The sequence below is a fragment of the Sorangium sp. So ce1153 genome, from assembly GCF_051521595.1.
In the GTDB taxonomy this organism is placed as follows: Bacteria; Myxococcota_A; Polyangia; order Polyangiales; family Polyangiaceae; genus Sorangium.
Window position 1 is genome coordinate 8,338,519 of record NZ_CP150361.1, and the last position, 22,087, is coordinate 8,360,605.

A 22,087-nucleotide genomic window follows, 5' to 3' on the forward strand; every position below is an offset into this window, starting at 1 on the left:
GACCTCTCGTTCGACGGTCGCGCGGTCGCGACCGCGGCCGCGGCCGCGGGGGCGATCCGCGACGCTGAATCGGAGCGCGACTCCGGCGCGGCGCGCCACCGGCCGGCGCCTGCATGCTACGATGTGCCTCTTGTGAAGTGTGAAGGCATCGTGCCTGTGCCGGTGACCACGGTCGTGGCGCAGGGGCGCTCCTCCGACGACGACAGGCGCGCGCTCTCGCCGGGGGATCGGGTCGGCGGCTACGTCATCGCGTCGCTGCTCGGCCAGGGCGGCGCTGGCGCGGTGTACCGCGTGGTCTCCGCGGACGGGGGCGGCGCCGCGCGCGCGCTCAAGGTGCTCCACGCCGATCTCGCCACGAGCCGCGAGGCGGCGCTCCGCTTCGAGCGCGAGGTGCGCGCCATCGCGCGCATCCGGCACCCCAACGTCGTCGCCGTCCACGACGTCGGCGAGCTCCCGGACGGGAGCCCTTACTTCGCGATGGAGCTGCTCGACGGCAGCGACCTCCGGGCGCACCTCGCGTCGGCCGGGCGACTGTCGCTCGACGAGACGCTCTCGATCCTCGAGCCGCTCGCGGCCGCGCTCTCGGCGGCGCACGCGCAGGCGATCGTGCACCGCGACATCAAGCCCTCGAACGTCTTCCTCGCGGGAGGCGGCGGCGCGCGGCGCGTCGTGCTCCTCGACTTCGGCGTGGCCAAGCTGCTCGACGAGTCGGGGCCGGCGCTCACCGGCTCGCGGCAGATGATCGGGACGCCGGCGTTCATGGCGCCCGAGCAGATCCGCGGCCTCCCGACGGACCAGCGCGCCGACGTGTACGCGCTCGGCGCGCTCCTCTACGCCCTGCTCACCGGCGAGCCGCCCTTCCCGGCGACGTCGTCGCTGCTCCCGCAGCTGCACCTCCACGCCCGCCCGCCGCGCCCGAGCGCGCGCGCGCCGGTCGATCCCGCGGTCGACGAGGTGCTGCTGCGGGCGCTCAGCAAGGACCCGGGCCGGCGCCAGCAGAGCGCGGCGGCGCTGCTCGAAGACCTCCGGGGCGCGGCGGGCCGCGCGGGCCTCCCGCCCGGCGCCGAGCGGCTCGCGGTCGCCCTCCACATCGAGGCGCGCGCCGACGCGGCGGCGCTGGAGGACGCGGACCCGGGGCTGCTCGACGACCTGGAGACGATCCTGCCCGCCGCCCTGGCGCGGCTCGGCGAGCACGGCTTCCGCGCCGCCGTCGAGGCCGGCCACGCCGCCCTCTACGTCCTCGACCCGAGCGGGCTCCCCGGCGGCGAGCGCGCCGCGCGGCGGGCCGCGGTCGACGCGGCGCGCGCCCTCATCAAGGCGCTCGAGGCGCGGCCCGCGCGCGATCCCCGCGTGCACGTCGCGCTGTGCCTGCACGCGGCCCCGGCGCGCTTCGCCGGGGGCGCGCCGGAGGGAGGCCCGCTGCTCGACGTGGCGGCGTGGCTCCCGGAGGGCGTCCCGGCCGGCCTCTACGCGACAGCCGCGCTGCTCGACGGGCTCGGGCTCGAGGCGGCGCCCGCCGGGGCGGTGGCGCGGCTCGACGCGCCCGCCTCCCCTGCGATCACCATGCGCCGGTGACGGGGACGTCGCCGGTCAGCCCGAACTGGAGCGCGCGGTCGGCGCCGTCCCACCCGTTGCCGTTCATGTCGAGGAACCACATCCCCGTCGACGGCCGCCACGCGCCGACGAGGCTCCGGGCGGTCCCGCTCCAGCGCCCCACCACGGGCTTGTCCCCTGCCTGACCGAGCCGGAGGGGCAGCTCGCCGTCGTATCCATTGCCGTTGAGGTCGAGGAAGAACTCCCCGTTCCGGAAGACGCCGACGCGCGTCTGCCCGGTGCCGTTCCAGTCGCCCACGAGGGGCACGTCGCCGCGCAAGCCGAACTGGAGGGCTCGATCGGCGCCGTCTTGCCCGTTGCCGTTCATGTCGAGGTACCAGTACATCATGCCGTCGGGCAGCACCCGGACGACGCCCTCGCGCGTCTGCCCGCTGCCGTCCCAGCTCCCCACGACCGGCGTGTCCCCCGGCGCGCCCCAGTGAACGACGCGGTCGGAGGGGTCGTACCCGTCCCCGTCGAGATCGAGGATCCAGGCGCCGGCCCGGAAGATCCCCACGCGCGTCTGCCCCGTGCCCGTCCAGTCGCCGACGACGGGCACGTCGCCGCTCAGCCCGAACTGCAGCTGCCGGTCGGCGCCGGGTGACCACCCGTTGCCGTCGACATCGAGGAGCCACATGCCGTCCGCGTTGCGGAACACGCCGGGCTCGGAGCGGCCGTCGCCGTTCCAGTCACCCACGACCGGCGTGTCGCCGGCGGCGGAGAACCGGATCCCGGCGTCGCCGTCCCACCCGTTGCGGTTGCGGTCGAGCACCCAGGTGCCCGGCGCGCGGAAGATCCCGACGCCGGTCGGCTCCCCCGCCGCCGGCGGCGCGGTCGGGCCGCCGCTGCCGCCGGCGATGCGCTGGAAGGCGGACCACGCGGGCTTCGCCTCGTAGCCCTCGGGCTGGCGCCTCCGCAGCCCGAAGCGCTCTCCGACAGGCGACCGGCACGACGCGCCGTCAGAAGCGCGATCCGCCTCGTCGTCGCGGTAATCGTACCAGAACGCGGCGGCGACGTTCGCCGAGGGGTCGCGGAAGGCGCTGAACGCCGACGTCATGTAGCGCGCGACCTGATCGCCGCACGCCCCGCTCTCCTGCGGGCAGCCGCAGTAGCCGTCTTCGAGGGCGTCTCCTGCGCAATCGCAGGTGTTCTGCCAGCCGAACTCCGTGACCCAGAACGGGACGTCGCGGAGCTCGCCGAGCACGCTGCGCACGTTGGCCATCTCGCCGAGGAGGAAGCCGCGCAGGTCGCCGATGTGCCCAGTCCAGGTATGGTTCTGATAGGGGTGGATCCCGAAGCCGTCGAGCGGCCACCTGCCGTAGGCGTTCCGGTAATCGGTGAATGCCCGGGATCGCGCCAAGGGGGCATAATAATTCTCGCCCGTGTAGAGGTTCAGGATCCCGCCGCTGATGATCGCCGGCGAGGCGCGCCCCATCACGTTCCTCACGTGCTCGTAAGTCCGCTTGACCACGAGCGCGAACGACGACGGCGAGAGCTTGTCGTTGTTGGGCTCGTTCATCACCTCGAGGGCGTCGAGGCCGTAGGCGTTCACGATCTCGGTGACCCTCGGCAGGTACGCGCCCTGGATCCACGCGTCGACGGCCTCCTCGCTCGCGCGCGGGTCGGGGTTCCCGACGCTCTCGCTCGGCCTGTCGAGCAGGCCGAGCACCCGCAGGCCGCACCCCTTGAGCGCGGGGATGAGCGCCTCGTACGTGCCCGCAGGCTCGCAGCCGTCGTGCACGGCGCCCGAGCAGGTCGGCCGGATCTCGATGCGCACCCAGCCGGCGCCGAGCCGGGCGCGGATGTCGTTGATCACCGAGGTCTGACCGAGGGTCCACGCGGGCCGGCCGTCGCCGTACGCGCGGTAGATCTGCCCGGTGACGACGCCGATCTTCGTGCCGGCCGGCTCGGCCGGCCCGGCCTCGCACCCGGCCGCGAGCGCGCCGGACGCCTCGCCGAGGGGGGCATCGATCGCGCCGGCGTCGTCGAGCGGGGCTTCCCCGCAGCCGGCCGCGGCGGCGACGGCGGCGATCAGGAGGAGCGGCGGATTCGTCTGGGTCCACGTTGATGACATGTTCTTCATCCTCGAATCGTGTGTGTGTGTCTCATCGACCGAGGCGCGGATCGCTGTCGCGACGCCGCGCGCCCGGCTGCAAACGGGGGTCGGCCTGCGCCGGGCATCGGCGCGGGTCCGAGATCGGTTGTCGGAGCTCAGCTGTCGAGGAGCTGTCGCCCGAGATCAGCTGTCGAGCGGCGGTCGCCAGTGCTCAGCTGTCGAGCGGCGGTCGCCCGAGATTAGCTGGGGAAGAGTGGTCGCCCGGGATCAGTCACCCGGGATCAGTCGCCCGGAATCAGTCGGATCGACGGCGCATACGGGGCGGGCGCCTCGGGGGTACCGAGGGCGAACTCGCGCCCCTCGCCGGACACCCCGCCCGACGTGCAGCAGAGCAGCGAGTGGGGCGCGCCATTCTCCGGGGAGACGCTCACGCCGACCACGACCTCGCCGCTGGCGCACTCGCCCTTGTATTTGCCGAAGTCCCATTCACCCGAGCCGGACGCGCCGCGGTCTTCGCCGTCGTCGACGACGCGGACGGAGCACTGGCCGCCGCGGTCCGCGCCGCGCGCGCACTCGATCCACCGCACTTGGTCGTGCCCACCGCACAGCTCGGCGTCGTTGACCACCGCGGACACGTACTGGCCAGTTCCACACTCGAGCTTGATGTACTCCGGGGCCCAGTCGCCGAGGCGCTGCGCGCGGCGCTGATCGACGCCCCCCTCCGCGGACAGCGTCTCCGCGAAGCTGTGCGGGAGCTTGCCTGCCGCGCGGCGCGCGCACAGCGCGACGCCGACCTGCCCTTCGGGCACCTCGCTGAGGCCGACCAGGGGGTCGCCGAAGTCGCAGGCCGCCTTGCCCATGCACATGTCCATGTCGGCCGGGTCGCGCACGCCGGTCGCGTCGCGGAACGTCGTGCGGATGAACTGGTCGTCGGCGGGGGGCTTGTCATAGACGGTGATCACCTCCGCGTAGCGCTGCGACCCACCGGGGCAGTTGGTGTACGTGACCTGGCTCTGGTCGTTCGCGCCCTCGACCGTGTCGCAGCGATCGCTGCACGACCCGAGACGCGTGAAGTTGCAGTCGTCGGTCACGCCGCAGCTCCGCCCGCCGCGCTGCAGCTCCGCGCTGCTCGATGACCCGGCGCACGCGAAGATCTCCGGCCTGACACCGACGAACAGGTTGCCGAAGTAAGCCGCCTCCTGCGCGGTGTAGGTCGCCTCCTCGAGCTTGACCGGGAGGCCCTCCCCGCGGAGCGAGACGAGGTGCGGTTTGCCCCGGCTGTTGGCGTGGGCGAGCAAGCACGCGCTCACCCAGCGCTGGTCGGACTCCTTGTTGAGCGGCTGTTCAGACCAGTCCCGGGCCAGGCCGAGGCCACCGTCGAAGGCGGCCCTGACCTTCCCGTCCTCCCCGCGCATCGTCACCGTCTCGCCTTGATCCAGGGCGCAGTACGCCGTGTACGTGAGGATCTTGCGGAGCAAGCTGCCTCTGCGATCGGCGGCCTCCAGGTCCTCGGCGGAGATCCCGCCGAGCTCGGTAAGGGGCGCCGACCGGAGCGCGTCGAGGATCTCGTTTTCGTCGATGAAGAGCCACGGGAGCCCGTTCGTCGAGATCAGACGTCGGTCCACGGCGCTCGTGACATCGAGGGCCGGCGGGAGCGGCTCCGCGCCGGTCGAGCCGTCAGGCGAGCCGTAGCTGAGGACGGCCTGGGCCGACTCCGCGAGCGCGTCGGGGGCGTCGTCTGCCGCCGATGCGCAGCCGAGCGCAGCGGGGCTCGGTCCGAGGAGGGCCAGGAGGACCAGGTGGATACCTTGCTTTGCCATGGTGTGGTGATTCCCTTGCGCGGCGTTCTTTTGCCGCTCTCGCGCCGCTCTCGCGCCGCTCTCGCGCCGCTCTCGCGCCGCTCTCGCGCCGCTCTCGCGCCGCTTGCTTGCAGCTCTCTTTGCAGTCTTTGGCCTTTGCAGCGCCCGTGCCGAGCGGCCGGCCTCGCGGATCCGCAGCGCTGGCCGCGCGGCGCGCCGCCGCCCTGTAGGTGCGGGCCCACAGGTGTTGGCGCGCGCCTACGGCGCACGAGGGCTGCCGGGCGGCGTCAGTCCTCGCGCGCCGGCAGGTCGTGGCGGCGGAGCAGCTCGTGGAGGTGGCTCCGGTCCATGCGCGCGGCGCGCGCGGCGGCCGAGAGGTTGCCGCCGTGGGCGCGGAGCAGCCCCCGGAGATACGCGCGCTCCCAGCGCGACGTGGCCTTCTCCTTGGCGGCGCGGAAGGAGAGCGCCGGGTCGAAGGCGTCCTCCGCCGGGGGCGGCGCGGCGCTGTCCGGCGCGCGCTCGTCCTCGTCGGCGCCGTCGCGCCACGGCGCCGCGTCGCCGAGGAGCACCGCGCGCTCCACGGCGGCCCGCAGCTCGCGCACGTTGCCGGGCCAGTCCTGCTGCGAGAGCGCCTCGAGGAACTCGGCGGGCGGGGTCGGGTCGCCGCCCTCGACGAGCTGCTCGTAGAAGTGGGCGACGAGCAGCGGGATGTCCTCGAGCCGCTCGCGCAGGGGCGGGATGCGGACCCGGACCACGTTGAGGCGGTAGAAGAGGTCGGCCCGGAAGCGGCCGCGGTTGACCTCCTTGCGGAGGTCCCGGTGGGTCGCGGCGACGACGCGCATGTCGAGCGCCACCGGATCGAGGCTGCCGACACGCTTGACGACGCGCTCCTCGAGCGCGCGGAGCAGCTTGGGCTGCATATCGAGCGGCAGCTCGCCGATCTCGTCGAGGAAGACGGTGCCGCCGCGCGCCGCCTCGAACGCGCCCGGGCGCGACGCGACCGCGCCGGTGAACGCGCCCTTCACGTGCCCGAAGAGCTCGGCTTCGATGAGGTTCGGCGGGATGGCGGAGCAGTCGACCACGACGAAGGGCCCGCCCGCGCGCGGGCTGCCCTGGTGGATGGCCTCGGCGACGAGGCCCTTGCCGGTGCCGGTCTCGCCCTCGATGAGCACGGTGGAGCCGCTCCCGGCGATCTTCGGCATGAGGGCGAAGAGGCGGCGCATGGGGGGGCTCTGCCCGAGGGCGCGGCCGTAGCGCTCCTCGTCGCTGAGCGGCTGGCGCACCTCCTCGTCGAGGTGGTCGAAGCGCAGCGTGGTCTCGCCGACGCCGAGGGTGGTGCCGGCCTTGAGGTACGCGGAGCGGACGCGGTACCCGGCCATCGTCGTGCCGTTCGTGCTGTCGAGGTCGCGGAGCAGGAACCCCTCGGCCGTCGCGGCGATCGCGCAGTGGTGGCGCGAGACGGTGGGGTCGGTGAGCGTGAGGTGCGTGCCCGGCGCGGTGCCGATCACGAGCTCGGGCTCGTCCGAGACCTGCGTGAGGCCGCGCTCCGGGCCCTCGACGACCTTGAGCCGGAAACGCCGGAAGACGAGCTCCCTGGAGCGGGACACGAGCGCGCGGGTCTCGTCGGGCGAGGGCGGCAACGGCTTGCCGTGCGACATCCGGCCGAGAATACCACGGGGCCGCGCGGCGGATGCAGGTCGCCTCGGGGTCGAGATCCGGTTCAGCCCGGAGGCTCCGGACAGCCTCGGGGTTGAGTCGCCGCGGCGATCCGCGTTCCGCACCCGGAGACCGCCGCCGTGACGGGCAGCAGCGTCTCGAAGACCGTGGACGCCCTCGAACCATTGCAGGGCGACACCGCGGCACTCGAGCGCTGCTCCAGAAAATCCGAAGTGATGCCCTGATGCCCACAGAGGGCCTGATCCCACAGAAGGCCTGATCCCACAGAGGGCCTGATGCGCATCGACCGCCGATGACCTGCCGCTATCTCGCCAGCGCACGGGCGCCGCGCATCCGGGCTGGCCTCTCGGAGCGACACGCGGTACGAGAGCGCCATGCTCAAGCACAACAGCTACTTCAACGGCAACGTCCAGAGCCTCGGCTTCGAGCGCCACGGGCGCCGGCAGACGATGGGTGTCATCGACACGGGCGAGTTCCATTTCTCGACCGACGCGCCGGAGCGGATGACGGTCGTTGCCGGCGAGCTCGCGATTCGCTTCGACGGCTCCCCGGAGTGGCGCGTGTACCCGGCGGGGACGTCGTTCGAGGTGGCGGGCAAGAGCGGCTTCGACGTCAAGGTCGCGCAGCCCGCCGGGTACTTCTGCGAGTTCCTCTGATCGCGCAGGCGAGCGCCCGCCCCTCCCATCGCTATCCCGCCAGCCACCTTCGCTCGAGCTCGAGCGTCGCCACGTTGTCCGGCACGTTGCCGAGGAACTTCCCGCGCCACACCGGATCGCTGATCCTCCTCGCCCGGTCGAGCAGGCTCTCCCGCGCCGAGGCGATCGCCAGCGTGGCCTCCCGCCGGTGGCCGCACGCGGAGAGCGCCTCGGCGTGCGTGAGGCGCACCAGCGACTCGCCCGCCTCGGCGCCCACCGAGTCGAGCAGGCAGTACGCCTCGGTCGTCGCCGCCAGCGCGTCCACCGCCTGCCCCGCGTCGAGCAGCGCCCGCCCGAGGACGGCGTACGCGAAGGCGCGGAGCGGCGGGGCGCCGTACAGGATCGCGACCGCCTCGCGCGCCTCGCGCTCGGCGCCCCCGAGGTCGCCCGACAGGAGCAGGATCCGCGCGAGGCACGTCCGCGCCGCGCCCTCCCGGCGCGCGTCGCCCAGGCCCTGGGAGGTCGCGATCGCCTCCTCCTCCGTCTGCCGCGCCTCCTCGACGAGGCCCCGCTGCGCGAGCACCGGACCCAGGTTGAGCAGCGCCCCGAGCCGCGCGTCCGACAGCCCCATCCGCTCCGCGTCCGCGAGCGACGCGCGCAGCGCCGCCTCCGCGCCCTCGAAGTCGCCGAGCTCCGCGTAGCACGACCCCAGGTTGTTCCGCGTCCAGCAGGCGTTGCGCCGGTCGCCGGCCTGCTCGAACGCCGCGAGCGCCGCCTCGAAGCCCGAGAGGCAGGCCCCGGGATCGCCGGCCGCCAGCGCCCGGTACGCGCGCGCCTCGTGGAGCCGCGCCAGCACCTCGACCTCCTGCTCGGTCTCCTCGGCGTCCTGCTCGATCGCGTCGAGCAGCTCGTCCGCGAGCTGGTAGCGCCCGCCGAAGACGAGGCGCCCGGCGCCCGCGCACAGGCACACGCTGCGCGCGGGGCGCGCCGACCGCCGCGCCTCGGTGCTCTGCGCGACGCGCAGCAGGCGCTCGACCTGATCGTGGTTGTTGCGCTTCGAGGCCGCGAGGATCATGTGCGTGAGCGCCGAGAACCACGGCGCCGACCCGGGCGAGAGCCGCTCCAGGGCCTCCATCCCCCGCCGCTCCGCCAGCGCGAACTCGCCGCGCCAGAGGTGCGCCTCCGCCTGGCAGAGCCGCAGCGCCCCCGCCGTCGCCTTCGGGGCGCCGCGCGCGATGCCGCGCTCCACGCGCTCGATCGCCGCGCCGAGGTCGCTCCCGAGCAGCGCCTGCTCGGCCGCGCGCAGCGTCCACGTCGCCGCCCGCGCCGACTCGCCGCCGCGCTCGAAGTGCTCGGCGAGCGCCATCGGGTCCGCCGCGCCCATCCGCTCGAGCCACTCGCCCGCGAGCCGGTGGCCGAGCCGGCGGTCGTGATCGGTCAGCATCCCGTACGCCGCCTCGCGCACGAGCGCGTGCCGGAACCGGTACTCGACCGCGTCCGAGGCGCCCTCCGCGGCGCGCCGCACGATGAGCTCCCGCGCCTCGAGCTCGGCGAGCAGCGGCTCGACCTCCGCCCGGCCGACCAGCGCGGCGACCCCGCTCCGCGAGAAGGTCTCGCCGAAGATCGCCCCGGCGCGCAGGACCCGGCGCGCCCCGCCGTCGAGCGCGTCGAGCTCCGCCTGCACCATCGCCAGCACCGTCTCGGGCAGGTCCGCCCCCTTGCCGGCCGCCGCCGCGCGGATCTGCTCCTCCAGGTAGAAGGCGTTGCCGTCCGCGCGCTCCACCAGCGTCGCCACGAGCTCCGGGCTCTCGCGGTCGCCGAGCACCTGGCGCACGAGCCGCTCGCTCGACCGGCGCGAGAGCCCGGCGAGCCGGAGCTTGTGCCCGCGCCGCTCGTCCCACAGCTTCGGGAAGAGCTCGTGCACCTCGGGCCGGCCGAGCGCCATCACCATGAACGGCCGGTCCTTCAGGTTCCGGAGCGCGCCGTCGACCATCGTGACCGTGGGCAGGTCGCCCCAGTGCAGGTCCTCCAGCACGAGCAGGACCGGCTGCACCGCGCACTCGGCGCGGAGGAAGTCCTCCCAGGCGAGGCGCAGCTGGTCGCCCATGAGCATCGGGTTCCGCCGCGCCGCCCGGAGCTGGACATCGTCGTCCGGGAACGGCGCGCCGACGAGCTCGCCGAGGAACGTCGCCACCCGCGCCGCGTCGAGCGCCGCGTGCCGCTCGACCCGCGCCCGCACCTTGCGCCGCCGCTCCTCGATCGAGTCGGCGTCCGAGAGGCCGATCGCCCGCCGGAGCGCGTGCGCGAGCAGCCCGAACGCCGAGCCGGCGCTCATCGGGTCCACTTGCCCGAGCCACACCTCGACCGGCGCGCCCTCCTCCCGGACGCCGCGGATGAGCTCGTGGCGGAGCCGCGACTTGCCGATGCCCGCCGGGCCCGTCACGAGCACGACACTCGGGGTCGACTCCTCGACGCAGCGGGCGAGCTCGTCGCGGATGAGCGACAGCTCGCGCTCGCGCCCGACGCACGACGTCGCCTTGCCGAGCAGCTGGGGCGCCGACTCCGGCTCCTCGCGCGCGCCGAGGAGCCAGCGGCCGGCCTCGTCGGCGGCGATCTCGAACCGCGGCCCGAGCAGCCCCGCCGTCACCTCGTCGATGCGGATCGCCGCCGCGCGGGAAGGCGATCGGCTCTCGGGCAGCAGCTGGACCACGCGGTCGATGAGGTCGCCGATCGGCATGCGCGAGGCGATCTCCGCCCTGCCGGTGACGACCGCGACCGGCGCGCCGCCGAGGAGCGCCTGCACGGCGAGCGCGCAGCGGGCCGCCCGGGCCGCGAGGTCGGTCGTCGCGCCGGCGCCGGAGAGCACGACCAGCGGCAGCCGCGCCTCGACGAGCTCGAGCTGGCCCCTGTAGCGCGCCGCCGTGGCCGCGAGCGCCTGCGCGCGCTCCTGCTCGTCGACCTCGGGGAGGGCCGGCTCGGACGCGGCGAGGGCGAGCCCGTTGCGCGCGAGGACGAGGCACATCACCTTGCGCTCGCCGGTCGTGAGCTCCGGCGGACGGATGGACGGGGCCGGCGGGCGGACGGAGAGCGCCGCGGGGTCCATGAGCGCGGCGAGCTCGGCCGCGACTGCGTTGCCGTCGCTGGGCCGCCCCTCGGGCGACTTCGACAGCATCCGCATGACCAGATCGTCGAGCGCCTCGGACACGTCGTCGCGGAGCCACCGGAGCGACGGCGGCTCCTCGATGAGCACCTTGACGAGCACGGCGAGCCCGCGCGCGCCGCGGAAGGGCGCGCGCCCGGAGACGCACTTGTAGAGCAGGCAGCCGAGCGCGAAGACGTCGGCGCGCGCGTCGACCTGCGCCTCGCCGCGGGCCTGCTCCGGGGCCATGTAGCCGGGGGTGCCGAGGATGGCGCCCGGCATCGTGAGCTGCTGGTCGAGGCCGGACATCCGGACCACGCCGAAGTCGATGAGCGTGATGCGGTCGATGGTGCCGTCGACGAGCAGCAGGTTGCTCGGCTTCAGGTCGCGGTGGACGACGCCGAGCCGGTGCACGGACCCGAGGGTGGTCGCGACGCGCCGGGCGAGCTTGATGCTCTCGTCCAGGGTGAACGCCTGCCGGGCGAGGCGCTGGGAGAGGGTCTCGCCGGTGAGCCACTCCATGGCGAGGTAGGGGTGGCCGGTGTCCGTGGAGCCGTGCGCGATGTAACGCACCACCCCCGGCACCCGCAGGCTGGCGAGCGCCTGCGCCTCGCGCGCGAGGCGGCTCGAGTCCTGGGAGGCGGCGTTCTGGAGGACCTTGAGGGCGACGGTATCGCCGGTCTTGAGGTCGTAGGCGCGGAAGACGTGGCCCATCCCGCCGGCGCCCGCGAGCTCCACGATCTCGAACCGGCCGTCGATGACGTTTCCCGCGCGCATTGCCCCTGCCGCTGCTCCCCGCAGACCGCCGTCCGTCCTGTGTGGGAGCTACGCGAAGTTCATGTGGATGGCCAGCGGTTCGGGGTAGCAGGCGTGTCACCGGACCGGGCGCGGCGAGGCCTCCGCGTCCCTCATGCAATCACCGCCGATTACCGCGCTTCAGTTTGCATCGTCACCAAAGAGCGCGTCCCTGGGCAACTCCAGAGCGTCGAAGGGCTCGCCGCAGCCCGATCTCCGCGCCCGTCGCGGCGTCCGCCCCCGGCCGCGGACGCCGCGACGGCATTCGCCGGCTGTCCTTCGGAGCGCGCCGGCGGCTCCTCCGCGGGCTCGAGCGGCCCTCACGCTGCCTGTGCGAGCGACCGCGGCGGCGGCCTCCGCGACGCTGGGCGCCGCCTGCCGCGGCGGGCCTCGCCGGGCCGGCAGCGCTCGCCTCACCCGGCTCGCCGCGGTTCGCTGCGTCGCATTTCGTCCAGACGACCTCGAGCGTGGAGCAGGCGGGCGATGCGAAGTGGCAGGTGTAGGAGCGAGCCTCTTCTTCGCGTCGCCCGGCGCGCGGCGCTTCCGCTGTCGCGCCCGCGTGATAAATGAGCTTGTCTGGGGACTGGGGGGAGGCGACAGGAACGCGCTGGACCCCTTTTTGTCAAGCGAAGGAGGCCGCTCTTGTCAATCGTGCCCGGAACCGTCCTGCTCCAGCGCTACCGCGTGGTGCGTCATCTCCGCCGCGAAGGCCTCGGCGAAGTGTTCAGCGCCGAGGACGCGAGCACCGGCCGCCGCGTCGCGGTGAAGGTGCTCGGCGAGCCTCCGGCGCGCGTGGACACGGGGAGCGTGCTCGGCGCGCCCGAGCGCATGACCACCGCGGAGGCCGAGGCGCGCTTCCGGCGCGAGGCCGCGGCGTGCGAGCGGCTGCAAGGCCCGCACACGCTGCCGTCGATCGGCGGCGGCGCGGACCCGAAGCACGGCCCCTTCATCGTGTTCGAGCTGCGCGAGGGCGAGCTCCTCGGCGACCGCATCGCCCGGCAAGGGGCGATCCCGTTCGGCGAACTGCACCCGCTGGTCGAGCAGCTCTGGCTGGCGATCGCGGAGCTCCACGAGATTGGCCTCATCCACCGCGACATCAGCGCCGCCAACGCGCTCATCGACCGGGGCCCTGACGGCGAGCGGCTCACGTTGCTCGACCTCGGCTCGTGCAAGCTCCCGCCCGCGCTCTGCGACGAGGAGCTGACCGTGGCGGGCCGCTGTCTCGGCGACCCGAGGTACGCGCCCCCGGAGCAGCTCATGAAGGGCAAGGCGGTAGATCACCGGGCCGACATCTATGCGGCCATGACGGTGGTCTTCCAGGCGCTCACCGGTGAGCTCCCCTACGCCGCCCGCAACCTGATGATGCTCGCCGACCTCAAGACGAGGACGGCGCCACGCCGCCTCGGCAACCTGATGCCCCCGCCGGTCGATCGACAGGTCGAGGTGTTCGTGAACCGGGGTCTGGCCCACAGCCCGGACCGCCGCTTCGCGAACATCGCCGAGGTGATCGACGGCTGGCGGGCGCTGCGCTCCGCCTCCTGAACGCCGCGGCAGCTCTTGCGCGGCGCACTGCCGCTGAAGGCTGGACACCCCGAGGCGCCCGATCCGCGGCAATCGGCAGTCGCGAAGAGGAATGCAGCGCGATGCCGCCGCCCGCTCTCTCGCTCACCGCCTTCCGCTTTGCTCGCCTGGATTCTCCGTCAGACCGGAGACGGCTCCGTCGAGAGCCGCCCTCTCCGGCGGCTCCGCTGGTGAAGGTGGGGAGATCACTGGGCTTTTGCCCCCACTTCCCCGTCCTCCTGCTCGACCCCGGCCACCGCCGCTCCGCCTGAGGCCGCGGCGCCGTCGGCGGGCCTGAAGCAACGCCGGAGTCGCTCCGGGTCCCGCGCGCGACGCGGCCTTGCGTGAGGCGGCGTCGCGCGCGGTGCTTGCGTGCCGCCACCCGCTCCCGCGCGCCGGACGAGCCCGGCTCCGGCGGTGTTTCACGGGCATTGCCCCGGCGTTCCGGGGCGGGCTCCCCCGTATCGACTCCGTTCTACCGGCAGCCACGGTGAGTCATTACGACAGCGAACCTGTTTTTCTCATCCACGCTCCGTCATTCGACGCAGCACAGGCCGTTTGCTCTGCCGCGCGGTGGCGGGCGCCCAGGGGTGCTTTGCCCGATCGAGCCGCCCTGTCCCAGATCACCTTACGATTCTGCGTCCGTCGTCATCACGAGATCAGTCCGGGCCTTATCGACTGGTGTCCTGACGAGGAACACGCATCTTCAGTCCAGAAACCGCATCTCACAGGATTGCAGAGCGTGAGCACGCATGTTAATCCGGGGTTCGTTGGCTCGTCGTCGCGCCCTCTTGCGCGGCGCCAGGGCAACCGGAGCGACGTGCTGCTCCCCTGCCTACCCGCGCGCCTCTCGCGCGACGCGAGGCCCGTCTCGGCCTCCGAGCGACGCCGCGGTGTACCTCGGGACCGGCTCATTCCGGGCCGGCACGTCTTCCGGGATCTCTCACCCCTTGCCGCCACCACGTTATGACGACATCTACCTACCGCTATGTCTTCCTGGGACTCTCCATCACGTCTTCGTGGGGCAACGGCCACGCCACGACGTACAGAGCGCTCCTCCGGGCGCTCGCGTCGCGCGGCCACCACGTGCTCTTCCTGGAGCGGAGCCTCTCCATCTATGATCAGCACCGCGACCTGCCCAACCCGCCCTACGGCAAGACCGAGCAGTACTCGAGCATTGCCGAGCTGCGCGATCGGTTCTCACGCGCGGTGCGCGAAGCAGATCTCGTGATCGTCGGCTCCTTCGTCCCTGAAGGGGCGACCGTCGGGGCGTGGATCACGGAGGAGGCCCGCGGCAAGGCCGCGTTCTACGATCTCGACACGCCGGTCACGCTGGGGCGGCTGGCGCACGGGGATCACGCGTACCTCACGCCGGCGCTGATCCCGCGGTACGACCTCTACCTGTCGGCGACGGGGGGCCCGACGCTGGAGCGGCTGGAGCGGGGTCACGGCGCCGTGCGGGCGCGGGCGCTCTACTGCGCGGCCGACACCGACGTCTACCATCCCCAGCCGGCGCCGATGCGCTGGGACCTCGGCTATCTGGGCACGTACAGCGACGACCGGCAGGCGTCGGTCGAGCGGCTCCTGCTCGAGCCGGCGCGGCGCATGCGCCGCGGGCGCTTCGCGGTGGCGGGCGCGCAGTACCCGTCGTCGCTCGCCTGGCCCGAGAACGTCTCGCGGACGGAGCACCTGCCGCCGGACGAGCACCGCATCTTCTACAACGCCCAGCGCTTCACGCTGAACCTGACCCGCCGGGCGATGGTCGAGTCCGGGTGGTCGCCGAGCGCGCGCCTGTTCGAGGCGGCCGCGTGCGGGACCCCGGTCCTGAGCGACACATGGCCCGGGATCGAGACGTTCTTCCAGCCCAACGAGGAGATCCTCCTCGTCCGCTCCCCCGAGGACGTGCTCCGGAAGCTCCGGGAGATGAAGGAGGACAAGCGCCTCACGATCGGCCAGCGGGCGCGCCAGCGCGTCTTCGCCGAGCACACGGCGATGCACCGGGCCGAAGCGTTCGAGCGCTACACCCGCGAGGTGCTCGACGCCTCGAGCCGGGCGCGGGCGCGCCGCGAGCGCGACGGGCAGATCGCGACGGCGCACGTCGAGACCCAGAGCGGCTGACGCCTCTCGGCCTCGGCCTCGGACCAGGCCTCGGACCAGGCCTCGGACCAGGAGAGCGCGCACGGCCGCCCGCGCTCCTGCTCCCTTGCCGCTCGGGTCGGCGCGCATTACCACGACGGGGGTGCGCTCCACCCCGCTTCACCCTGTCGCCCGCCTGCCCGAGGAATGGTCGGCCTCGCTGGCTTCCCGCGGAGAGCGGTCGTTCACGGCGAAGCAGGTGTTCCACTGGATCCACCGCCGCGGCGTCCTCGATCCGGCGGCCATGACGAACCTTCCGGCGCGGCTGCGCGAGCACCTCGCCGCGGAGGGGCTCGGCGAGGTGCTGACGCCCGAGCGGGTCCACCGCTCCGAGGACGGCACGCGCAAGCTGCTCCTGCGCCTCCACGACGGCGCGACCATCGAGACCGTCCTGCTGCCGTCGGTGTCGGGCCCCGGCTCGCAGGCGCAGCTCGACGCCGACGCGGCGGCGAGCGACGACGAGGACGAGGACGACGCCGCCGACGCGGGCGCGGCGCCGCGCGTCCGCGTCACCCAGTGCATCTCCACGCAGGTCGGCTGCGCCATGGGGTGCGGCTTCTGCGCGAGCGGCGTGGCGGGGCTCAAGCGCCACCTCGGGGCCGAGGAGATCGCGGGCCAGGTGCTCCTCGGGCGGGCGATGCTCGAGGAGGGCGAGGAGCTCCGCAACGTCGTTTACATGGGGATGGGCGAGCCGCTCCACAACTACGAGGCGACCGCGCGCTCCCTGCGGCTGCTCACGCACCCGGAGGGGATCAACCTCTCGACGCGGCGGGTCACGGTGTCCACGTCGGGCCTCGTCCCGGAGATCGCGCGGCTAGGCGCGGATTTCGGCGGGCAGATCGCGCTGGCGATCTCGCTGCACGCCGCGGACGACGAGACGCGCTCGGCGCTGATGCCCATCAACCGCAAGTACCCGCTCGAGGAGCTGCTCGCGGCGCTGCGCGCCTACCCGCTGCCGCGTCGCCGGCGGATCACCATCGAGTACACGCTCGTCGCCGGGCAGAACGACGATCCGACCGAGGCGCGCCGGCTGGCGAAGCTCCTGCGCGGGCTCCCGGTGAAGATCAACCTCATCCCGATGAACCCGATCGAGGCCTCGTCGCTGGGTCCGCCCGGCCTGGAGCGCGTGGCGGCGTTCCAGGAGGTGCTCACCCAGGCGGGGTACTCGTGCTTCGTGCGGCGCCGGCGCGGCGACGACGTCTCGGCGGCGTGCGGGCAGCTCGTGCTGCTCGGGGCCAAGCCGAAGGTGCGGCGCGCGCTGGGCTGACCGCGCGGCGCCAGGCTCAGCGGGCTGGGCGAGCGGGCGCTGGCACCAGGCTCAGCGGGCTGGGCGAGCGGGCACGGGCGCAAGGCCGTCCGGCGGCGCCTTCCCGGCGAGCACGCGGGCCGCGCCGCCCGCCGCGAGCGCCTTGACGCCTCGCCGCGCGGGGGCGTAGCTGTCGGCCGTGTTGAAAAAGATCCTCGTCGCCAACCGTGGAGAGATCGCCTGCCGCGTCCTCCGGACCTGCAAACGGCTCGGGATCGCCACGGTCGCCGTGTACTCCGACGCGGACGCGAGCGCGCCGCACGTCGCGATGGCCGACGAGGCCGTGCGCATCGGACCGCCGCCGGTCCGGGACAGCTACCTCGTCATCCACGCGATCGTCGAGGCGGCCCGCGCGACGGGCGCGGACGGCATCCACCCGGGGTACGGGCTGCTGAGCGAGAACCAGGCCTTCGCCGAGGCCGTCCTCGACGCGGGCATCACGTTCATCGGCCCCCCGCCCGCGGTGCTCCACGCCTTCGGCGACAAGATCCGCGCGCGCGACCACGCGCGCGCGGCCGACGTCTTCCCGCCGCCGGGCACGGGCGGCCCGGTCGACCCTACCGACATGGAGGCCGCCCAGCGCGCCGCCGAGAGCATCGGCTTCCCGCTGCTCGTCAAGGCCGCGGGCGGCGGCGGCGGCATCGGCATGCAGGTCGTCACCGACCCGGTCAAGCTCGCGCGCGCCCTCACCGCGTGCTCCGACCGCGGCCGCTCCGCCTTCGGCGACCCGCGCGTCTACATGGAGCGGTACATCGAGCGCCCGCGCCACATCGAGGTGCAGGTGCTCTGCGACGGCCAGGGCGGCGCCGTCGCGATCGGCGAGCGCGAGTGCAGCGCGCAGCGCCGGCACCAGAAGATCATCGAGGAGAGCCCGTCGCCCGCCGCGTTCTTCCAGGGGGAAGCGGGCGACGCTCGCCGGAAGACGCTGCACGAGAGCGCCCTGCGCGTCGTGACCGGCGCCGGCTACGTCGGCGCCGGCACCGTCGAGTTCGTCGCGGCGGAGAGCGGCGAGCTCTTCTTCCTCGAGGTCAACGCGCGGCTCCAGGTCGAGCACTGCGTCACCGAGATGTGCACCGGGCTCGACCTTGTCGAGCACCAGATCCGCATCGCGTCGGGCGAGCCGCTCGCGCCGGAGGTCCGCGACCACACGTACCGCGGCCACTCCATCGAGGCGCGCCTCTACGCGGAGGATCCGGCGAAGAAGTTCGCCCCGCAGCCGGGCCGCATCACCGCGCTCCGCTGGCCCGCGGCGGGCGACGACCTGCGGATCGAGACCGGCGTCGCCGAGGGGCTCGAGGTGACGCCGTTCTACGACCCGCTGCTCGCCAAGATCGTCGCCCATGGCCCGACGCGCGACGAAGCGATCGCCCGCCTCGACCGGGCGCTCGCCGAGACGACCATCGAGCTGACCGGCCCTGCCGGCCCCGCCGCGACGAACCTCGCGTTCCTCCGCCAGATCCTGGCGGACGGCGACTTCCGGAGCGGGCAGTACGACACGCGCTTCGCCGAGGCGCTCGCCGCCGGCAAGAAGGCCAGTTAGTTCCGCCCGCGGCGTCAGGGATAGCCCGAGCGCGGGCGCGCGGCGCGCGGGGCGCGCGGGACGCTGACCGACGGCGCGGACGCCGCGCGCGAGGCTGCCTCCGCGCCGCGCTGAATCGCGCGTGCGCCCGCTGCACACGGCGGCCGGCTTGAACTAAAAAGGATGTCGTGAGCCACGACTTCGTCCTCGAGCCCGCCGAACGCTGGCTTGCCCACGACCCCGATCCGGAGACCCAGAGCGAGCTGCGCCAGCTCATCGAGGCGGCCAGGGCGGGCGAGGAGGGCGTCCGCGCCGAGCTCGCCGAGCGCTTCGCCGGTCCCCTCGAGTTCGGCACGGCCGGCATCCGCGGCGTGCTCGGCGCCGGCGAGAGCCGGATGAACCGCGCGGTCATCCTCCGCACGACAGCGGGCCTCGCCCGCTATCTCCTCGCCGCGCTCGGCGAGAAGGCGCGGAGCGCCGGCGTCGTCGTCGGCTACGACGGCCGCCGGATGAGCCGCGAGTTCGCGGAGGACGCCGCCTGCGCGCTCGCCGCCGCGGGCATCCCGAGCTACCTCGCGCCCGCCCCCTGCCCCACCCCGGTCGCCGCCTTCGCGGTCGCCCACCTCGGCGCGGCCGCGGGCGTGATGGTGACGGCGAGCCACAACCCGCCCGAGTACAACGGTTACAAGGTCTACTGGGACAACGCCGCGCAGATCATCCCACCGCACGACACGGGGATCGCGACGGCGATCGACGCCTCGCCGCCGGCGGACCAGGTCCCCCGCGTGCCCTTCGACGAGGCGAGGCAGCGGGGCCTCGTGCGCGATTTCCCCGAGGAGCTCGAGCAGAGCTACCTCCGCGCGATCCGCGGCCTCGGGGTGCGGGGCGACGGCGATCGCGGCCTGCGCATCGTGTACACGCCGCTGCACGGCGTGGGCAACCGCCTCGTCCGCACGGCGCTCGCGCAGGCCGGCTTCGCGCGCGTGACGAGCGTGCCCGAGCAGGCCGAGCCGGACGGCGCGTTCCCCACGGTCGCGTTCCCGAACCCCGAGGAGAAGGGCGCCATGGACCTGGCGTTCGCCCTCGCGAGGAAGGAGGGCGCCGACCTCGTCCTCGCCAACGATCCGGACGTCGACCGGCTCGCCGTCGCGGTGCGGCGCCCGGACGGCGAGTACGCGCAGCTCACGGGCAACCAGGTCGGCGTGCTCCTCGGCCACTACCTGCTCACCGAGGGCCAGGGCGGCGGCGGGGCGAACGAGCGCCGCCTCGTGCTCGCCTCGTGCGTCTCGACCCCGATGCTCGGCGCGATCGCCGCGGCGCTCGGGGTGCACTACGAGGAGACCCTGACGGGGTTCAAGTGGATCGCCAACCGGGCGATGGACATCGAGCGATCGACCGGCGCCCGCTTCGTGTTCGGCTTCGAGGAGGCGCTCGGCTACACCATCGGCCCGGTCGTGCGCGACAAGGACGGCATCAGCGCCGCGGCGGTGCTCGCCGAGCTCGCGGCGGTGCGCAAGGCCGAGGGCAAGACCCTGCTCGACGAGCTCGAGGCGCTCACCCGCAGGTACGGCCTCTACATGAGCGGGCAGCGCTCCTACACCCTGCGCGGGGTCGACGGCGTCGGGAGGATCGCGGCCATCATGGCCGCGCTGAGGAAGAGCCCGCCGGCCGAGGTCGGCGGCGTCCCCGTGGCGGCGTGGCGCGACTTCGAGGCGCGCACGCGCACCTCGAGCGACGGCGGGACCGAGTCGCTCGTCCTGCCGCCGAGCAACGTGCTCGTGTACGAGCTCGACGGCGGCAGCCGGATCATCGCGCGCCCGAGCGGCACCGAGCCGAAGATCAAGTTCTACTTCGACGTGCGCGAGGAGGTCGCCCCGGACGAGCCGCTGGGCGGCGTCGAGGCTCGCGCGGCGGCGCGCCTCGACGCGCTCGCCAGGGCGTTCTCGGGCCTCGCCGGCATCGGCTGAAGGGCCCGTTCAGCCGGCGGAGGTGCGGAAGGCGGCCCTGCCGACGAAGAACGGGCCCATCTGGCTGATGAACTCCGAGGTCTGGCGGGTCTTCCGCATCGACTGCACGATGTGCGAGAGCGGGTGGAGCTCCTTGCCGACGAGCCCGATCACGAACTCGTTGTCGCGGGCGTCGAGCCCGTGGCACGCGAGGCGGATGTCGTGGGCGAGATCCTGCGCGCCGTACGCCCGGCCGATGGTGCCGTGCTCGCGCAGGATGCTCCCCTGCTCGCGCCCTTCGAGCTTGGCGAACGCGCCGCTGCGGCGGAGCGGGTACCACACTGCCCACGGCCAGGCGGGGTTGAGGACGGTCTCGGCCGGGCGCCGGAGCATCCAGTACTCCAGGTCCTGCTCGTAGCCGGTCGAGTAGGTGCGCCCCAGCATCGTGAAGTCGGGGCGGAGCTCCAGCGCCCGGAGGTCGCCGCGGTTGAGCGCCGGCCGGACGGTCTGGACGAAGACGGCTGGATCCTCCGCCCAGGTGAGCACCGCGATCCCCCGCGGGTCGCCGAGGTCCTCGTAGACGACCGCGCCGACGCGCTGGGCCTCGAGGGCCTGGCCGACGGCGCGGGTCAGCTCGGCCGGGTCGCCGGCGCTGGGGCAGCGGAAGACGAGCAGCTGCATGAACAGCCGGCGGTCGAGGACCTGCGGCCGCCCGTCGCGCGGCGCCCCCCGCTCGGCGACGTCGATGTGCGGCAGTTCGGGCTCCGCGTGGCCGGCGGCGGGCCGGCCCGTGGTGGGTTCGCTCATGGCGTAGGGGTACCGAGGTTCGCGCAGGGCGGCAACTGCGAGGCGCGGGCTGCCGGCAAGCGCCGCCGGCGAGGCGCGGGGCCGCCGGCAAGCGCCGCCGGCGCCGTACCCGGCGCGGTCGGGCGGGCAGAGCGCCCGTTCCGGCGCGGATGTGCGTGATACGGGTTACACCTACACGTCTGTCCGCGCGGATGCCCGCATCCTGGCGTGTGACCGTCGGGTCAGAACGAGAGCTGGACAACGCTGGACGACGCTGGCCGCCCAGGGAGGCCTTGTCGAAGGCTGCGGTGCCCCGTGTCGCGCGCCTGCTCCGGCGTAATCATCTCTTGCCATCGAGGCGAACTCACGCTCCCCTGCAAGGTACAACCACGACTCCTGGAGTCGCCTCGACGATGTGCTCCCGGGCAGGGCTTCCCGTCCGAGACCGCACGCGCCGCGCCCGCGATCGGGCCCGGCTTCGTCAGGGCCTTCCCGCCGTAGGTTCGCCGCGATGAAGACGCACGACACGAAGCTCAAATCCTCGATCCCCGCCGGCAAGTGCAAAGGAACGTTGCTGGTCAACCTCCGGTCGTTCGTCACGACGAACCGCGACGCCGGGGCATGGGAGCGGCTGGTGACCTCGCTGCCCAAGTCAGACCGGGACGTACTCTATCAGCCGATCCTCGCGAGCAGCTGGTATCCGATCGGCGTCTGGAACCGGGCGTTGCGAACCCACGTGCGAACCGCGAGCGACCAGGCCGCCGAGATCAAGCGTTTTGCCCGCTACGTCGCGGACCGCGATCTCAATACGGTATTGAAATTCGCGCTGTCGATCGCGATGCCCGACACGATCGTCGCCCGCACCGGGATGTTCTGGTCGCGCTATTTCGACGCCGGAAAGGTCTTCCCGCGGATGGTGAAGCCGCGGGAGTGGGTGCTGACCATCACGGGGCCGACCGGGGACGACGAGGGGCCCTCGGCGATGAACTGCGGAGATGGCGTCTGCGGTTGGGTGGAGCAGGCGCTGCTCCTGTGCGGCGCGTCGACCCCCAAGGTGACCCACCAGCGGTGCCGGTTCCGGGGCGCGACCGAGTGCCTCTCCGAGGTCGTCTGGTAAGCGGGTAAACGACTCGGGAACTA

At 73.6% G+C, this 22,087-nt stretch carries 13 protein-coding genes; 8 read left to right on the top strand and 5 right to left on the bottom strand.

The genetic code is table 11. From position 1 onward, the window contains the following. Nucleotides 1-132 precede the first annotated feature (132 nt). Nucleotides 133-1,575 (top strand): serine/threonine-protein kinase, encoded by a 1,443-nt coding sequence (locus WME85_RS30035; RefSeq protein ID WP_437826169.1) that lies wholly within the window; start codon nt 133-135, stop codon nt 1,573-1,575. Here WME85_RS30035 and WME85_RS30040 read toward each other — a convergent pair. The 3 genes from WME85_RS30040 to WME85_RS30050 all read right to left on the bottom strand — a co-directional run bounded on the left by WME85_RS30040 (nt 1,559) and on the right by WME85_RS30050 (nt 7,106). Next, complete coding sequence (locus WME85_RS30040) at nt 1,559-3,667, bottom strand: hypothetical protein (RefSeq protein WP_437826170.1); 2,109 nt, start codon at nt 3,665-3,667, stop codon at nt 1,559-1,561. The genes WME85_RS30035 and WME85_RS30040 overlap by 17 nt on opposite strands. A 263-nt stretch (nt 3,668-3,930) precedes the next feature. Next, nucleotides 3,931-5,469 carry a hypothetical protein gene (locus WME85_RS30045; protein ID WP_437826172.1) on the bottom strand — a complete coding sequence of 513 codons (1,539 nt, stop codon included), beginning with the start codon at nt 5,467-5,469 and terminating at the stop codon, nt 3,931-3,933. A 266-nt stretch (nt 5,470-5,735) separates the two neighbouring features. Next, nucleotides 5,736-7,106 carry a sigma 54-interacting transcriptional regulator gene (locus tag WME85_RS30050; protein WP_437826174.1) on the bottom strand — a complete coding sequence of 457 codons (1,371 nt, stop codon included), beginning with the start codon at nt 7,104-7,106 and terminating at the stop codon, nt 5,736-5,738. Between the two features lie 393 nt (nt 7,107-7,499). On the opposite strand from WME85_RS30050, the gene WME85_RS30055 reads away from it, so the two are divergent. Beyond that, the gene (locus tag WME85_RS30055; protein ID WP_437826176.1) at nt 7,500-7,781 is read left to right on the top strand and encodes a pyrimidine/purine nucleoside phosphorylase; all 282 of its coding nucleotides are present in this window, start codon (nt 7,500-7,502) and stop codon (nt 7,779-7,781) included. Nucleotides 7,782-7,812: 31 nt separating this feature from the next. On the opposite strand, the gene WME85_RS30060 is transcribed toward WME85_RS30055, so the two are convergent. Further along, nucleotides 7,813-11,676, bottom strand: coding sequence for a serine/threonine-protein kinase (locus WME85_RS30060; protein WP_437826178.1), 3,864 nt, complete (start codon nt 11,674-11,676; stop codon nt 7,813-7,815). A 669-nt stretch (nt 11,677-12,345) separates the two neighbouring features. Between WME85_RS30060 and WME85_RS30065 the strand changes: the two genes are divergently transcribed. The 5 genes from WME85_RS30065 to WME85_RS30085 all read left to right on the top strand — a co-directional run bounded on the left by WME85_RS30065 (nt 12,346) and on the right by WME85_RS30085 (nt 20,182). Then, the gene (locus tag WME85_RS30065) at nt 12,346-13,236 is read left to right on the top strand and encodes a serine/threonine-protein kinase (protein ID WP_437842385.1); all 891 of its coding nucleotides are present in this window, start codon (nt 12,346-12,348) and stop codon (nt 13,234-13,236) included. Nucleotides 13,237-14,220: 984 nt separating this feature from the next. Next, a complete protein-coding gene (locus WME85_RS30070) occupies nt 14,221-15,372 on the top strand; it encodes a CgeB family protein (protein WP_437826180.1) in 1,152 nt (383 codons plus the stop codon). A gap of 121 nt (nt 15,373-15,493) precedes the next feature. Further along, complete coding sequence (gene rlmN / locus WME85_RS30075) at nt 15,494-16,657, top strand: 23S rRNA (adenine(2503)-C(2))-methyltransferase RlmN (RefSeq protein ID WP_437826182.1); 1,164 nt, start codon at nt 15,494-15,496, stop codon at nt 16,655-16,657. Between the two features lie 178 nt (nt 16,658-16,835). Then, the gene (locus WME85_RS30080; protein WP_437826184.1) at nt 16,836-18,236 is read left to right on the top strand and encodes an acetyl-CoA carboxylase biotin carboxylase subunit; all 1,401 of its coding nucleotides are present in this window, start codon (nt 16,836-16,838) and stop codon (nt 18,234-18,236) included. A 167-nt stretch (nt 18,237-18,403) separates the two neighbouring features. Then, complete coding sequence (locus WME85_RS30085) at nt 18,404-20,182, top strand: phospho-sugar mutase (protein ID WP_437826186.1); 1,779 nt, start codon at nt 18,404-18,406, stop codon at nt 20,180-20,182. Nucleotides 20,183-20,191: 9 nt separating this feature from the next. Here the strand turns inward: WME85_RS30085 and WME85_RS30090 are convergent, their stop codons facing one another. Next, complete coding sequence (locus WME85_RS30090; protein ID WP_437302468.1) at nt 20,192-20,968, bottom strand: chlorite dismutase family protein; 777 nt, start codon at nt 20,966-20,968, stop codon at nt 20,192-20,194. Between the two features lie 490 nt (nt 20,969-21,458). Here WME85_RS30090 and WME85_RS30095 point away from each other — a divergent pair, with 490 nt between their 5' ends. Beyond that, nucleotides 21,459-22,064, top strand: coding sequence for a hypothetical protein (locus tag WME85_RS30095; protein ID WP_437826189.1), 606 nt, complete (start codon nt 21,459-21,461; stop codon nt 22,062-22,064). Nucleotides 22,065-22,087 lie beyond the last annotated feature (23 nt).

Excerpts from the sequence above, each read along its gene's own strand:
- WME85_RS30040 (WP_437826170.1), bottom strand. The coding sequence starts at position 3,667 with ATGTCATCAACGTGGACCCAGACGAATCCGCCGCTCCTCCTGATCGCC.
- WME85_RS30045 (WP_437826172.1), bottom strand. The coding sequence starts at position 5,469 with ATGGCAAAGCAAGGTATCCACCTGGTCCTCCTGGCCCTCCTCGGACCG.
- WME85_RS30050 (WP_437826174.1), bottom strand. The coding sequence starts at position 7,106 with ATGTCGCACGGCAAGCCGTTGCCGCCCTCGCCCGACGAGACCCGCGCG.
- WME85_RS30055 (WP_437826176.1), top strand. The coding sequence starts at position 7,500 with ATGCTCAAGCACAACAGCTACTTCAACGGCAACGTCCAGAGCCTCGGC.
- WME85_RS30060 (WP_437826178.1), bottom strand. The coding sequence starts at position 11,676 with ATGCGCGCGGGAAACGTCATCGACGGCCGGTTCGAGATCGTGGAGCTC.
- WME85_RS30070 (WP_437826180.1), top strand. The coding sequence starts at position 14,221 with ATGACGACATCTACCTACCGCTATGTCTTCCTGGGACTCTCCATCACG.
- WME85_RS30090 (WP_437302468.1), bottom strand. The coding sequence starts at position 20,968 with ATGAGCGAACCCACCACGGGCCGGCCCGCCGCCGGCCACGCGGAGCCC.
- WME85_RS30095 (WP_437826189.1), top strand. The coding sequence starts at position 21,459 with ATGAAGACGCACGACACGAAGCTCAAATCCTCGATCCCCGCCGGCAAG.